The following is a 13443-nucleotide window of genomic DNA, read 5'->3' on the forward strand; positions in this document are numbered from 1 at the left end:
CTAGACGATACCCTTTTTCCTGAGCGCGTCGATCCGTTCGCCGTCGTAGCCGATGGTGGCCAGAATTTCGTCCGTATTCGAACCAAGAAGCGGCGGCGCGCGATATTCGGTGACCGGCGTGCCCGAGAACATCAGCGGATTTCGGACGAGCGACAGCGCCGGCTCGAAAGGATGGTTCGTGTGCACACGCATGCCGCGGGCCTGGACATGAGGGTCCGCAAAAACCTGATCGAAGTCGTTGATCGGGCCGGACGGTACGCCGACGGCCTCCAGGCGTTCGAGCCAGTAGGCAACGGGCTGCTTCAGGAAGAGACCGGCGAAGATGGCCATGATCTCCTTGCCGTGTTGGACGCGATCGTTGTTCTTCAGGAAGCGTGGATCCTTGGCCAGGTCAGGCTCTCCGAGCACTTCGCAGGTCCGCTGAAACTGGCCGTCATTGCCATTGACGATCATCACCTCGCCGTCGGTGCAACGGAATACGCCGGCAGGCATGCCGCCGTTGCCCCAGGTGCCGCGGCGCGGCGGGACTTTGCCGTTGATGAGATAGGGTTGGAGCCAATGCGACAAAGAGGCGATCACCGTATCGAAGAGACAAGCATCGACATGCTGTCCCTCGCCGCCGCCAGCGTCGCGGTGATAGAGCGCCGACATCACGCCGATGGAGGCGTTCAGGCCGGTCATATAGTCCACGATCGAGGGACCGACCTTCATGGGGCCTTCGCCAGGCTCGCCGTCGAGATGGCCGGTGACGCTCATGAGACCGCCCATCGCCTGCAGGATCGCATCGTAGCCGGCACGCGTGGCATAGGGACCTGTTTGTCCGAAGCCCGTCACGGAGCAGTAGATGATGCGCGGGTTGATGGCTTTGATCGCATCGTAGTCGAGGCCATACCGCTTGAGATCGCCGACCTTGTAGTTTTCCAACAACACGTCGGCCGTCTTGACGAGTTCGCGAATGATCTCCTGGCCTTCAGGCTTGGCCACATTGACCGTGACCGACTTCTTGTTCCGATTGGCGCAGAGATAGAACGAATTGTCGTGCCTGCCACCGTCCGGGTCGTTCAGATAAGGAGGGCCGAACGCGCGGGAATCGTCGCCGGTTCCAGGGCGTTCGATCTTGATGACCTCAGCGCCGAAATCGCCGAGCATCTGACCGGCGATCGGGCCGGCAAGCACCCGCGTCATATCGATAACCTTGATGCCCGAAAGCGGCAGAGCCGGCATGCATTCCTCCTGCTATATTGTTCGTCGCGTCGGCCACGGTGAACGTGTGAGGCGAGCGCTTACAGGAAAATCAGCCCGCGTGCACTGCTTTGTGAGCATGAGGGCTATCCCGTTCCAGCGGGCGGAACGGTGGGCTTCGCAGCGGGCTTGGCGTGCGTGGCGAGCGCTCCCCGCCCGTCGAAGCGAAGCGTCGCGAGGCGGGAGAGCGTTCAAGACTTCAATCGACGAACTTGCCGCCGAGTTCATCCTCGATATGAATCCGGATGATGTCGTCGAAGGTTTTCTCGGCTGTGGTGAAGCCGAGCTTCAGCGCGCGTGCGGTGTCGAAATCGCGCGGCCAGCCCGACACGATACCAGTGATGACCGGATCGGTCTCACGCTTGATGCGGGCGACGACGTTCTTGCCGGCGACGCGATCCAGTGCGGCGATCTGTTCGCCGACGGTGACCGACATGCCGGGCATCGAGAGGTTGCGCCGCGGGCCCATGGCTTCGAGGTCCATGGTGCCGGCGTGGACGAGGAAGCCCACCGCCGAGCGCGGCGACGCGTGCCAGTGGCGGACATCCTCGGACACCGGCAGGATGGCTTCCTTGCCGGCCAGCGGCTCACGGATGATGTTGGAGAAGAAGCCGGAGGCGGCCTTGTTAGGTGCGCCCGGACGGACGCAGATGGTCGGCAGGCGGATGCCAATGCCGTCCAGGAGACCCTTGCGGGTATAGTCGGCGATCAGCATTTCGCAGATCGACTTTTGCGTACCGTAGGACGTCAGCGGTGTGTGAATGAATTCGTCGCCGATCTTGTCGGGGAACGGCGCGCCGAACACCGCGATAGATGAAGTGAAGACCAGCCGCGGCTTGTAGCCGCCGCCGATGGCCCGGATAGCGTCGATCAGGTAGCGGGTGCCGTCGAGATTGATACGATACCCCTTGTCGAAATCGGCTTCAGCCTCGCCAGAGACGATGGCGGCGAGATGGAAGATCACGTCAGGCTTGTGGGCAACCAGCGGCGGCGCGGTTTTAGGATCGGCGAAGTCCGACGTCACCAGTTCGATCGGGATCGACGCGCCCGCAGGCTTCGCCGGCGCCACCACATCCTGCAGGGTCATGCGGGTGATGTCGCGATTGCCGAGACGGCCGTCGCGAACCAGTTTGTCGGTGAGCTTGCGGCCAACCATGCCGGCGGCGCCGAGAATGAGGATGTGCAAGGGAGGTTTCCTTTTCTTGATCTTGGCTGTCATTCCGGGGCGTGCGTCGCTCTTGCGACGTGCGACCCCGGAATCTCGATGTGTTCAACACTACTGGATTCCGGGTTCGCCCGCGGCTGGCGCCGCGTTCGCCCCGGAATGACAGCGTGAGGATGCTACTCCTTCACCGCCCCCGTCATCGCCGACACATAGTGCTCGACGAAGAAAGCATACAGGATCACCAGCGGCAGCGAGCCAACCAGCGCGCCGGCCATCAGCGAGCCCCATTTATAGATGTCGCCGTCAACGAATTCGTTGACGATGGCCACCGGCACCGTCTTGTTCTGCGTCGATTGCAAGAATGTGAGCGCATAGATGAACTCGTTCCAGCACAGCGTGAACGAGAAGATGAAGGCCGAGATCAGCCCGGGCACCGCCAGCGGAAGGATGATCTTGACCAGGATCTGCCAACGCGAGGCACCGTCGATCAGGGCGCACTCTTCCAGCTCGAACGGGATGGTCTTGAAGTAACCCATCAGCAGCCAGGTCGAGAACGGAATCAGCAGCGTCGGATAGATCAGGATCAACGCCAGCGGCGAGTCGAACAGGCCATAGGCCTGGATGACAGAGGCCAGCGGGATGAACAGGATCGAGGGCGGCACCAGATAAGCCATGAAGATCGTGGCACCCACCACCTCAGCGCCACGGAAGCGCAGACGCACGATGGCATAGGCAGCGAGCACAGATGCGAAAATCGACAGAGTCGTGGCAGCCGCCGCCACATACATCGTGTTCCAGAGCCAGCGGGGATAGTTGGTCTCGAACAGAAGCTTGTTGATGTGCTTCAGCGTCGGCTTGATGACCCAAAACGGATTGAACCGCTCCATGTCGATCAGTTGCTCGTCCGGCTTAATGGAGGTCAGCGCCATCCAGTAGAACGGAAACAGCAGGATCACGACGATGATGAACAGCGGGAGATAGAGCGTGACGATGCGACTGGGCAGCGACTCCAGATAAGTCATGCCCTCGTTGTGGTCGTCTTTTTCGACGGTCGGCGCGGCAGCGACGCGCGCGTTGTCTACGGTGTGATCAGTCATTGGTGGCCTCAATCATTATCGGTGCCTTGCTGCCACTTGCGGCGTTGCATGCCGAACCAGGAAATGGCGATGGCTGCCAGAAGGAATGGGATCATGGCGGTGGCGATGGCGGCGCCCTCGCCCAGCCGGCCAGAGAGAATGCCGCGCTGATAGCTCAGCGTCGCCATCAGATGCGTCGCGTTCACCGGGCCGCCGCGGGTCAGCGCCCAGATCAGCTGGAAGTCGGTAAACGTAAACAGCACCGAGAAGGTCATCACGACCGCGATGATCGGTGTCAGCAGCGGATAGGTGATGAAGCGGAATCGCTGCCATGAGGTCGCGCCGTCCAGCGTCGCGGCTTCATAGAGCGACGGCGACACCGTCTGCAGGCCGGCGAGCAGCGTGATCGCCACGAACGGCACGCCGCGCCAGATATTGGCAAAGATCACGCTACCGCGCGCCCAGTTGCTGTCGCCGAGGAAGTTGATGTTGTGACTGATGAGGCCCATTTTGATCAGCGACCACGAGATGATCGAGAACTGCGAGTCGTAGATCCACCAGAACGCGATAGCCGACAGTACCGTGGGCACGATGAAGGGGATCAGCACAGCGGCGCGGATCAGTGCCTTGAACGGCATGTGCCGGTTCAGCAGCAGCGCGAGATAGAGACCGACGGCGAATTTGATGGCCGAGGCGACGATCGTATAGAGCAGCGTGTTGAACACCGAGAGCCAGAAGATGGAATCGTCGCGCAGCCACTCATAGTTCTCGAGACCGACGAAGACGCCGCCGCGACCGATGCGGTCGTCGGTGAAGCTCATCCAGACGCCGAGAAACAGCGGATAAGCGAGAAACAAAATCAGGAAAGCCGCTGCCGGCAACATGAACCATATGGCGAGCCAGTTGCGGTTAATCCGCAGTCGGTCCCAGGCCGAGGATTTGGGGATCACTTTCCCTGCCCCCGGCATCGATGTCTGGATCGTGGTCATCGCAAGATAGCTCCGGTCGGATGTCGGCTTCGGTCTGATGTCGTGCGGTCAGTCATGCGTCACTATCCGGTTACGGCAGGATCGCTTCGCCCTCGATCTCAACACGTGCGTGCGGATCGATGAGGGCGGAGACCTGAACCAGCGTCATCGCTGGAAAATGCTTGCCGAGCGTCGCGCCCCAAGCCTCGCCGATGGCGGCACCGGACGTCTTGAATGCGTCGATGTCGGTGACATAGGCGCGCAGCATCACGATCTGTTCGGGGTCGCCGCCAGCTGCCTTCAGCACGGTGACGAGATTCTCCATCGCATAGCGCCACTGCGTCCCGAAATCGGAAGCCGCAGCGACCTCGCCCTGCCCGTTCTGCTTGCCGAGTTGGCCGGAGATACGGACGCTCCGCGTGCCGCCCGCCACCACCGCATGCGCGAAACCGCGCGGCCGTACCCAGCCTTCAGGAAGAACTGTCTTGTAGTCGATCTCTGGCATTCCCATTCCCATCGTTCAGGCAGCCATTTGTGATACGAAAGTCACGGCTGCTCCGGAGAGTTGCCGGCGCGGGTCGCTCCGCGCCGGCAAGGTCGTCCTCAGCCGCGGAAGATGCGCTTCGCCGCGCGCTCGGCAGACGACATCGCGGTCTTCACGTCCTCGCGGCCCGTGCAGTAATTGGCGTACATATCGACGACCACGAAGTCGGCAATCGCCGCCGATGCGTTTTCGCTCATCTCGGCGTCGCCTGCCGGTGTGGTAGCGGTAGTGGCCACGTCGCGGTACGGCGTATTCTTCGGATCCACCGTCCAGATTGGATTCTTCTGGTAGTCGTTGAGGAACGGCGACAGATAGCCCTGCGCCGCCTCGACCCAAGGGTTGAACTGCTCAGGCTCCATCAGGAACGCGGTGAACGCCTTGCAGGCCTGCGGGAACTTGGTGAAAGAGAAGATCAGGATCGGGAAACCGAGATGCAGCTCGCGGGTCTTGCCGTCGAGTCCGGCGGGAAGATGGGCGTGGTTCATGTCCTCGGCAATCGCCGGGGCCTCCTTCTTCGCAGTCACGTAGATCGAGATGCCGTTGGTGGTCAGATGCAGCTGACCGGCGACAAACGCCTTGTTGTTGGACGAGTCATTCCAGGACGCAGTGCCGGGAATGAAGTTGTCATAGAGCGACTTGACGTATTCCAGCGACTTGGCGGTTTCCGGCGAGTTGATGGTGACCTTGCTGTTCTTGTCGATCAGCTTGCCGCCATGGGCCCAGAGCGCCCAGTGCACCCAGCCGTTGGCATCGCCCGAAGCGTGGCCAAGCGCCATGCCGCCCGGCGTGCCGTTCTTGTTCATGCCCTTGAACAGATCCAGCATGCCGCCGAGATCCTTGGGGAAGGTCTTGTGGCCGGCCTTTTCTGCAGCGGCGACACGGTAGTTGACCAGGCCGCCGGTCGCGGCGACGGGAACGCCGATCCACTTGTTGCCGAGCATGCCGTACTTCTTGCCGGACTCCGCCCAGCCGCCATTCTTCTTGCCGAGATAGTCGGCAACGTCGGTGACGTCGAGGCACTTACTGGGAAACAGGAACGGCAGTGAGTACAGACCCCAGACCATATCGAGGCCCTGCCCTGTATTGGCCGCGACCGAGGCCTTGGGCTGCAGGTCGTCATAAGATTCGTTGGAGATGGTGATGGTGACGCCGGTGGCCTTCTGGAAGGCATCGACGATCTTCATGAAGGCGACGTCTTCGGCTTCGACAAAGCGCTTCCAGCGCATCATGTTGATCTTGGCGCCGGGCTCCGGCTTCCACTGCGAAGCCTGCGCCCAGGCCTTGGCGTAGCCGAGCAGTTGATCCGCGGACATAGTCGCTGCGGCAGCCAGCGTAATCGCGCCGCCCTTGAGCAGAGATCGGCGATCCGGTGTAAATCCAGTCATCTTTCGTCTTCTCCCTGTAATATTGGTTCGTTGATCGACCAATGTTTTAAAATTGATGTGGCGCAAAAGCGCGTCAGTTGACGCGCTTGCCGGTCTCCTTGTCGAACAGATGTGCCGAATTTGCGCGCGGCCTCAGATGAATCTTGTCGCCCGGTGCGACCGGACGCCGATCACGGAAGATCGCGATGATGTCCTGGGTGCCGATACGTGCGACGACTTGAGTTTCCGACCCCATCGGCTCGACCACCACGACCTCGGCCTCGATACCGTCATCGGCGAATTCGAGATGCTCGGGGCGAATGCCGTAAGTCACCGACTTGTCGTTGGCTGCGGCCGGCGCCGCCGTGATCGGCAGCTTCGCGCCGTTGGCGGTCTCGACCCAAGGCTGGCCACCATTCACCTTCAGCGTGCCTTCGAGAAAATTCATCGCTGGCGAACCGATAAAGCCGGCAACGAACTTGTTCTCGGGACGATCGTAGAGTTCCAATGGTGCGCCCATCTGCTCCACAATGCCGTCCTGCATCACCACAATCTTGTCGGCCATGGTCATGGCTTCGATCTGGTCATGGGTCACATAGACCGTCGTTGTCTTCAGGCGCTGATGCAGCTCCTTGATCTCCGCGCGCATGGCGACGCGCAGCTTGGCATCGAGATTCGACAGCGGCTCATCGAACAGGAAGACCTGCGGATCGCGAACGATGGCGCGGCCCATGGCGACGCGCTGGCGCTGACCACCCGACAACTGCCGGGGAAAGCGCTCGAGCAACCGCCTCAAATCGAGAATATCTGCGGCGCGATTGACCTTCTGATCGATCTCGCTTTTGTCGGCCCCGCGCAGCTTGAGCGAAAAGCCCATATTCTGGGCAACCGTCATATGCGGATAAAGCGCATAGTTCTGGAACACCATGGCGATGTCGCGCTCTTTCGGCTGGACATCATTGACCACGCGGTCGCCGATCGAAATCGTGCCGGAAGTGATCTTCTCCAAGCCTGCCAACATGCGCAGCAATGTGGATTTTCCGCAGCCGGATGGCCCAACCAGAACCACGAATTGGCCATCCTCGATGGGGACCGATACGCCGTGGAGAACCTCAAAACCGCCAAAAGACTTACGCACGTCGTGAATCTGCACGGACGCCATACATTTCCCTCCCAAATGTCCCATTTTCGAGACAGCGCCCTCCGATTGCCGGGGCCGCCTGTTCTTACTTGTCTGACATCCTACCAGCTTTTCCGGCGGTGTGTCGTTGGATCATAGTCGTAGAAAAACTTCGCAGATGCAAACATTGCGAAGCGACCAATGGCGTGCAAACATTCGTGACCAACCAAAAGAGACGACGCACCAAGATATAAAGTGTGCGCTGCGGGAGAAATGATGACCAAGCCGACTTCGTCCACGCCGACTGCGGGGACCTCGCCTGCAAAGGCAACCAAGCGCAAACTTCGTTCGAGCGAATGGTTCAACGATCCCCACAATCCCGGAATGACTGCACTCTATCTTGAGCGCTATCTGAACTATGGCCTGACGCGTCACGAATTGCAGTCCGGCAAACCGATCATCGGCATTGCGCAGACCGGCAACGACCTGTCGCCCTGTAATCGCCATCATCTCGAACTCGCCAAGCGCGTGCGCGAAGGCATTACCGCCGCTGGCGGTCTGGTGATGGAATTCCCGGTACATCCGATTCAGGAGACCGGGAAGCGGCCGACTGCGGCGCTTGATCGCAATCTCGCTTATCTCGGCCTTGTGGAAATCCTGTTCGGCTACCCGCTCGATGGCGTCGTCCTCACGACCGGCTGCGACAAGACGACTCCCGCCTGCCTGATGGCTGCGGCTACCGTGAACTTGCCCGCTATCGTCTTGTCGGGTGGACCTATGCTGAATGGTTGGCACGAAGGCCAGCGTACAGGCTCCGGCACCGTGGTGTGGAAATCGCGCGAGCGACTTGCCGCTGGCGAGATCGACTACGAAGAATTCATGACGCTGGTGGCATCGTCCGCACCGTCGGTCGGCCATTGCAACACAATGGGCACGGCCTCGACGATGAATTCGCTGGCCGAAGCGCTCGGCATGTCCCTGCCCGGCTGTGCGGCCATCCCCGCGCCCTATCGCGAGCGCGGCCAGATTGCCTACGAGACCGGCAGCCGCATCGTCGACATGGTGTGGGAGGACCTCAAGCCGTCGGACATTCTGACCCGCAAGGCGTTCGAGAACTGCATCGTGGTCAATTCTGCCATTGGCGGCTCGACCAACGCGCCGATCCATATCAACGCGCTGGCGCGCCATATCGGCGTCGAGCTTGATATCGACGACTGGCAGAAATTCGGCCACGACGTACCGCTGCTGGTCAACATGCAACCGGCCGGCTTCTATCTCGGCGAGGAATATCACCGCGCCGGTGGTGTGCCCTCGGTGGTGCGCGAGCTGATGAAGCACAAGCGCATCCACGAGGATGCGATCACGGTGAACGGCCGCCCAATGGGCGAGAATTGCGCCAAATCGCCACTGCCAGACAACGATGTGATCTGGTCCTACGACAAGCCGCTGGTGAAGGATGCCGGCTTCCTGGTGCTACGCGGCAACCTGTTCGACAGCGCGATCATGAAGACCTCGGTGATTTCCAAGGAATTCCGCGATCGCTATCTGATCAATCCGAAGGATCCGAATGCGTTCGAAGGCCGCGCCATCGTGTTCGAGGGGCCGGAGGATTACCACGACCGCATCGACGACGCCTCGCTCAATATCGATGAGCACTGCATCCTGTTCGTCCGCGGCACCGGACCGATCGGCTATCCGGGCGGCGCGGAAGTCGTGAACATGCAGCCACCGGCAGCACTCATCAAGCGCGGCATCCACTCACTTCCATGCATCGGCGATGGCCGGCAATCCGGCACGTCGGGCTCGCCGTCGATCCTCAACGCGACGCCTGAAGCTGCGGCCAATGGCGGCCTCGCAATCCTGAAAACGGGCGACAAGGTGCGCATCGATCTCAACAAGGGCAGCGCGAATATCCTGATCTCCGACGAAGAGCTGAAGCGACGTCGCGCCGAACTGATGGCCAATGGCGGATTCAAATATCCCGTCAACCAGACGCCGTGGCAGGAGCTCTATCGCAACACCGTCGGCCAGCAAGCCACTGGTGCCTGTCTCGAACTTGCCACGCGCTATCAAGATATCGCCGGCAAGGTCGGAACGGCGCGGCATAATCACTAGCAGCCAACGGCGTCATTGCCGGGCTTGACCCGGCAGTCCAACTTCCTTCGCAGCAAGATGGATACGCGGGTCAAGCCCGCGTATGACGTCCAGAACAAAAACGTCTCAGGGAGTTTTCACATGTCTGACCGATTGAAAGGCAAACGCGCCTTCGTCACCGCCGGCGCCGTCGGGATCGGCCGCGCCTGTGCACTGGCCTTTGCGCGCGAAGGGGCGACGGTGTTCGCCACCGATATCGACGACAAGGGCGTGGCGCTGCTGACTAAAGATGGTATCGCCGAGACCGCGCGGCTCGACGTGCGCGACACGGCTGCCGTCGAAGCGATGGCTAAGAAAGTCGGCGATATCGACATCCTGCTCAACGCTGCCGGCTTCGTGCATCACGGCGCAGCACTGGAATGCTCCGATTCCGACTGGGAATTCTCGTTCGACCTGAACGTCAAATCGATGCACCGGACCATCCGTGCGTTCCTGCCCGGCATGCTCGCGCGCGGCAATGGTGCGATCATCAATATCTCCTCGGCCGCTGGTGTCTTCAAGGCAGCGCCGAACCGCTACGTCTACGGCGCAACCAAAGCCGCCGTCGCCGCCCTCACCCGTGCTGTGGCTGTCGACTACATCACCAAAGGCATTCGCTGCAATGCGATCTGCCCCGGCACGATCGAAACGCCGTCGATGCTCGACCGTGCCGCGGCCGCAGGCCCGCAGGGCCGCGAGCTGTTCGTCAGCCGGCAGCCGATGGGCCGCCTCGGGACTGCCGAGGAGATCGCATCCCTCGCCGTCTATCTCGCCAGCGACGAGAGCGCCTTCACCACCGGCGTCGCGCACATCATCGACGGCGGCTGGACGCTGTAACCGAGGACATCGCATCATGAACAAGATCGATCTGAACGGCCGCTGCGCCGTTGTCACGGGCGGCGCCCAGGGCTTTGGCCGCGCGATCACCGAACGTTTCGTCGCTTCCGGCGCCAAGGTGGCGATCTGGGATCAGGACATTGACCTGGCCGTAAGAACGGCGAGCGAAATCGGCGACGAAGTGATCGCCCTCAAAGTCGACGTCACCGACGTGGCTTCAATTGATGAAGCTCGCGATGCGACGCTTCAAGAGTTCGGCAAGATCGATATCCTGGTCAACAATGCCGGCATCACCGGATTCAACAAGCCGGTATGGGAGATCGATTACGACGATTGGCGCAAGGTGATGCGCATCAATCTCGACGGCCCGTTCCTGTGCTGCAAGGCTGTCGTCCCCGTGATGCTGAAGCAAAATTACGGCCGCATCGTCAACATCGCCTCGATCGCCGGCAAGGAAGGCAATCCGAACGCCTCGCACTATTCGGCATCGAAGGCCGGCCTGATCGCGCTGACCAAGTCGCTCGGCAAGGAACTGGCCGGCCACGAGATCAACGTCAATGCCATCACGCCTGCTGCCGCGAAGACTGCGATTTTCGACCAGATGACGGAACAGCACATCAACTTCATGCTGTCGAAGATTCCAAAAGGACGTTTCGTACTGGTGCAGGAACTGGCCGCGATGGCTGCCTGGCTGGCCTCGGAAGACTGCGCCTTCTCGACCGGCGCGGTGTTCGATATTTCAGGCGGGCGAGCGACTTACTAGTCGCCCTTCTCGTCAGCCCTTGCCCTTGACGCGGAAGATCACGGGCACGGTGAAGCTGAGGCCGTCGTCGGCAATCAACGGCGGCGGCGCCGGCAGCGGGTCTGAGCGGCGGACCATGGCAACCGCGGCTTCGTCGAATGCGGCGTCGCCGGAGCCCTTCACCACGCGCACAGCCAGGACCTTGCCGACGCGGTCGATCTCGAAATTCACCGTCACTTCGGCCGTCTTCTGCTGGCGCTCCTGCGGATAGCGCTTGTTCTTTTCGAGATAGGCGCTGAGCTGCTTGGACCAGATTGTCGATAGGCGCTTCTTGTCGGTGCCGATGCCGCCCTGCTGCGCCTGCGCTTTCTCGCCGGTCTTGGAATCATCGAGCTTCTGCTGTGCGGCGGCTTCCGACGCGACGGATTCCTGCGACGCCTGCTGCTGCTTTTGCGCCTTTTCGGGTGTCTCTTCTTCCCGCTTGGTCGCCTTGCTCTCGGTCACGACCTGATCGGGTTCTTCGCTCTCGTGCGGCGTCTCCTTGAGGAGATCGCTCTGCTTCTCGACAGCCTTCTGCTCCTGAACCGCCGGAGATGCGGTCGAAGCCTCCGAATCCGGGCCCTGCGGAAGATCGGTCGGCTCGACGTCGGGTGACACCATTTCCATCCCGACTTCGATGGCATTGGCGCCAAGGCCGTCGTCGTCCTCTTCCTGCTGCATCTCGAACACGGCCGCAGCGATGCCGCCGACATGCAGCAGCACGGCGACAAGCGCCGCGATCAGCCACAGTCGCCAGGACGACTTTCTATCGAGCTCGGACATAGCGCTTCCGTAACGTCAGGGCTTCGGCGCGTCAGGTGCAGCGGTCGGTGCCGGCGATGCCGCAGCGGCATCCGGAACACCTTCCAGTGCAACAAGCTTGGTCTTCTGATAGCCACCGGCACGCAGCCGTTCCATCACATCGAAGAATTCACCATAGGGAACCGCGCGATCGACGCGCAGGAAGATCGGCCGATCCTTGTTGCCATCGCCCATCGCATCGAGCTGACGCACCAGATCGACGCGCTTGACCATGTTCTCGCCGATCGCGACCGCGAGATCCGGCTTGATGCTTACATAGGTCGGCTTGTCCGGCTTCTTCTGCGGCGTGACCGTCGAGCTCGGCAGATTGATCGGCAGATCCACCGTCGAGAGCGGCGCGGCCACCATGAAAATGATCAGCAGAACCAGAATGACGTCGATGAAGGGCGTGACGTTGATTTCGTGATTTTCACCGAAATCATCATCGTCGTCTGCACCTTCGGAAAGCGACATACCCATGATTATTCAGCCGCTGCGCGTGCGTGTGAACTCGAATGCGTGCGATCAAGATCGCGTGACAGCAGACGACCGGCGGCGCCCTGCGCACGGCCGACGATTTCCATGTAGGCCTTCGTCACGCGCGAGAAGTGATTGTAGATGATAACCGCAGGAATCGCCGCGACGAGGCCGATAGCGGTCGCCAGCAGTGCTTCGGCGATGCCGGGCGCGACGACGGCGAGATTCGTGGTCTGCGACTTCGAGATGCCGATGAAGCTGTTCATGATGCCCCAGACGGTGCCGAATAGTCCGACGAACGGCGACGTTGCGCCAATAGTCGCGAGGATGCCCATGCCGGTGCGTACCTTGCGACCTTCAGCACGAACGATTTCGCCGAAGCTCGACGCGGCGCGCTCCTTGATGCCTTCATCGCTCGAAATCCCGGCAGACATCCGCCCTTCCCGCATCGCCGCCGCCAACAGGCGCGACAGGATCGTCCCGCGATCGCCGAGCGCCATCTGCGCTTCGGACAGCGAACGCGATTCACCGATCTTGCGGAGCGCGCCCTTCAGGCGACGCATGGCCCAGCTCAGTTCCATCATCTTGAAGATGCCGACCGTCCAGGTGACGACCGACGCGAAAGCCAGACCCACCATCACCGCCTTGACGATGATGTCGGCGCCCATGAACATTTTCCAGGGCGACAGATCGTGCTCACCAGTCGCGGCCATCGGCCGGGGCGCGGCCTCTGTCACCGGACTAGCAAGAGCTGCCGAAGCGGCCGGGTTCGCCACTGGGCTGCTCGGCTGAGCAGCTACCGGGGCCGGCGCCGCAACGGGAGCTGCCTGAGTAACTGCTGGCGCCACGGGCTTTGCAGCCTGCTGCGCAATGATTGGCGAAGCAAACGCGACCACTGCCAGCACAGCCAGCGACTTAAGAACAGTTCTAAACAA

The 13443-nt window shown here is 61.2% G+C and carries 13 protein-coding genes; 3 read left to right on the plus strand and 10 right to left on the minus strand.

The window, feature by feature from the left end:
- The 7 genes from AB8A33_RS15050 to AB8A33_RS15080 all read right to left on the minus strand — a co-directional run bounded on the left by AB8A33_RS15050 (position 1) and on the right by AB8A33_RS15080 (position 7521).
- Positions 1–1224 (minus strand): CaiB/BaiF CoA transferase family protein, encoded by a 1224-nt coding sequence (locus AB8A33_RS15050; RefSeq protein ID WP_439093473.1) that lies wholly within the window; start codon positions 1222–1224, stop codon positions 1–3.
- Between the two features lie 217 nt (positions 1225–1441).
- Positions 1442–2428 carry a D-erythronate dehydrogenase gene (denD, locus tag AB8A33_RS15055; protein ID WP_439093474.1) on the minus strand — a complete coding sequence of 329 codons (987 nt, stop codon included), beginning with the start codon at positions 2426–2428 and terminating at the stop codon, positions 1442–1444.
- A gap of 155 nt (positions 2429–2583) precedes the next feature.
- Positions 2584–3504 carry a carbohydrate ABC transporter permease gene (locus tag AB8A33_RS15060; RefSeq protein WP_439093475.1) on the minus strand — a complete coding sequence of 307 codons (921 nt, stop codon included), beginning with the start codon at positions 3502–3504 and terminating at the stop codon, positions 2584–2586.
- An 8-nt stretch (positions 3505–3512) separates the two neighbouring features.
- Entirely contained in the window at positions 3513–4472 is a 960-nt protein-coding gene (locus AB8A33_RS15065) for a carbohydrate ABC transporter permease (protein WP_439093476.1), read from the minus strand.
- Between the two features lie 70 nt (positions 4473–4542).
- Positions 4543–4956 carry a RidA family protein gene (locus AB8A33_RS15070; protein WP_439093477.1) on the minus strand — a complete coding sequence of 138 codons (414 nt, stop codon included), beginning with the start codon at positions 4954–4956 and terminating at the stop codon, positions 4543–4545.
- A gap of 98 nt (positions 4957–5054) precedes the next feature.
- Positions 5055–6380 carry an ABC transporter substrate-binding protein gene (locus AB8A33_RS15075; RefSeq protein WP_439093478.1) on the minus strand — a complete coding sequence of 442 codons (1326 nt, stop codon included), beginning with the start codon at positions 6378–6380 and terminating at the stop codon, positions 5055–5057.
- Between the two features lie 73 nt (positions 6381–6453).
- A complete protein-coding gene (locus AB8A33_RS15080; RefSeq protein WP_068730629.1) occupies positions 6454–7521 on the minus strand; it encodes an ABC transporter ATP-binding protein in 1068 nt (355 codons plus the stop codon).
- Between the two features lie 234 nt (positions 7522–7755).
- Between AB8A33_RS15080 and AB8A33_RS15085 the strand changes: the two genes are divergently transcribed.
- The 3 genes from AB8A33_RS15085 (at position 7756) to AB8A33_RS15095 (ending at position 11212) form a co-directional block, all read left to right on the plus strand.
- The gene (locus AB8A33_RS15085) at positions 7756–9594 is read left to right on the plus strand and encodes an IlvD/Edd family dehydratase (RefSeq protein ID WP_439093479.1); all 1839 of its coding nucleotides are present in this window, start codon (positions 7756–7758) and stop codon (positions 9592–9594) included.
- A 120-nt stretch (positions 9595–9714) separates the two neighbouring features.
- On the plus strand, positions 9715–10449 hold the full coding sequence (locus AB8A33_RS15090; protein WP_439093480.1) for an SDR family oxidoreductase: 735 nt from the start codon (positions 9715–9717) through the stop codon (positions 10447–10449).
- Positions 10450–10465: 16 nt separating this feature from the next.
- Positions 10466–11212 carry an SDR family oxidoreductase gene (locus tag AB8A33_RS15095; protein WP_120291084.1) on the plus strand — a complete coding sequence of 249 codons (747 nt, stop codon included), beginning with the start codon at positions 10466–10468 and terminating at the stop codon, positions 11210–11212.
- A 12-nt stretch (positions 11213–11224) separates the two neighbouring features.
- Here AB8A33_RS15095 and AB8A33_RS15100 read toward each other — a convergent pair whose 3' ends face one another.
- The 3 genes from AB8A33_RS15100 to exbB are packed head-to-tail and all read right to left on the minus strand — an operon-like array spanning position 11225 to position 13443.
- The gene (locus tag AB8A33_RS15100; protein WP_439093481.1) at positions 11225–12013 is read right to left on the minus strand and encodes an energy transducer TonB family protein; all 789 of its coding nucleotides are present in this window, start codon (positions 12011–12013) and stop codon (positions 11225–11227) included.
- Between the two features lie 15 nt (positions 12014–12028).
- Positions 12029–12511, minus strand: a complete 483-nt coding sequence (gene exbD / locus AB8A33_RS15105; protein ID WP_116660297.1) for a TonB system transport protein ExbD — start codon at positions 12509–12511, stop codon at positions 12029–12031.
- Positions 12512–12513: 2 nt separating this feature from the next.
- On the minus strand, positions 12514–13443 hold the full coding sequence (gene exbB, locus AB8A33_RS15110; protein ID WP_439093482.1) for a tonB-system energizer ExbB: 930 nt from the start codon (positions 13441–13443) through the stop codon (positions 12514–12516).

It is taken from the genome of Tardiphaga sp. 813_E8_N1_3, assembly GCF_051811025.1.
Classification (GTDB): domain Bacteria; phylum Pseudomonadota; class Alphaproteobacteria; order Rhizobiales; family Xanthobacteraceae; genus Tardiphaga.

Bases quoted from the DNA above. Each gene is read 5' to 3' on its own strand.
- AB8A33_RS15095 (WP_120291084.1), top strand. From the start codon at position 10,466: ATGAACAAGATCGATCTGAACGGCCGCTGCGCCGTTGTCACGGGCGGC.
- AB8A33_RS15100 (WP_439093481.1), bottom strand. From the start codon at position 12,013: ATGTCCGAGCTCGATAGAAAGTCGTCCTGGCGACTGTGGCTGATCGCG.
- AB8A33_RS15080 (WP_068730629.1), bottom strand. From the start codon at position 7,521: ATGGCGTCCGTGCAGATTCACGACGTGCGTAAGTCTTTTGGCGGTTTT.
- AB8A33_RS15075 (WP_439093478.1), bottom strand. From the start codon at position 6,380: ATGACTGGATTTACACCGGATCGCCGATCTCTGCTCAAGGGCGGCGCG.
- AB8A33_RS15070 (WP_439093477.1), bottom strand. From the start codon at position 4,956: ATGCCAGAGATCGACTACAAGACAGTTCTTCCTGAAGGCTGGGTACGG.
- AB8A33_RS15090 (WP_439093480.1), top strand. From the start codon at position 9,715: ATGTCTGACCGATTGAAAGGCAAACGCGCCTTCGTCACCGCCGGCGCC.
- AB8A33_RS15060 (WP_439093475.1), bottom strand. From the start codon at position 3,504: ATGACTGATCACACCGTAGACAACGCGCGCGTCGCTGCCGCGCCGACC.
- AB8A33_RS15065 (WP_439093476.1), bottom strand. From the start codon at position 4,472: ATGACCACGATCCAGACATCGATGCCGGGGGCAGGGAAAGTGATCCCC.
- AB8A33_RS15085 (WP_439093479.1), top strand. From the start codon at position 7,756: ATGACCAAGCCGACTTCGTCCACGCCGACTGCGGGGACCTCGCCTGCA.
- exbD (WP_116660297.1), bottom strand. From the start codon at position 12,511: ATGGGTATGTCGCTTTCCGAAGGTGCAGACGACGATGATGATTTCGGT.
- AB8A33_RS15050 (WP_439093473.1), bottom strand. From the start codon at position 1,224: ATGCCGGCTCTGCCGCTTTCGGGCATCAAGGTTATCGATATGACGCGG.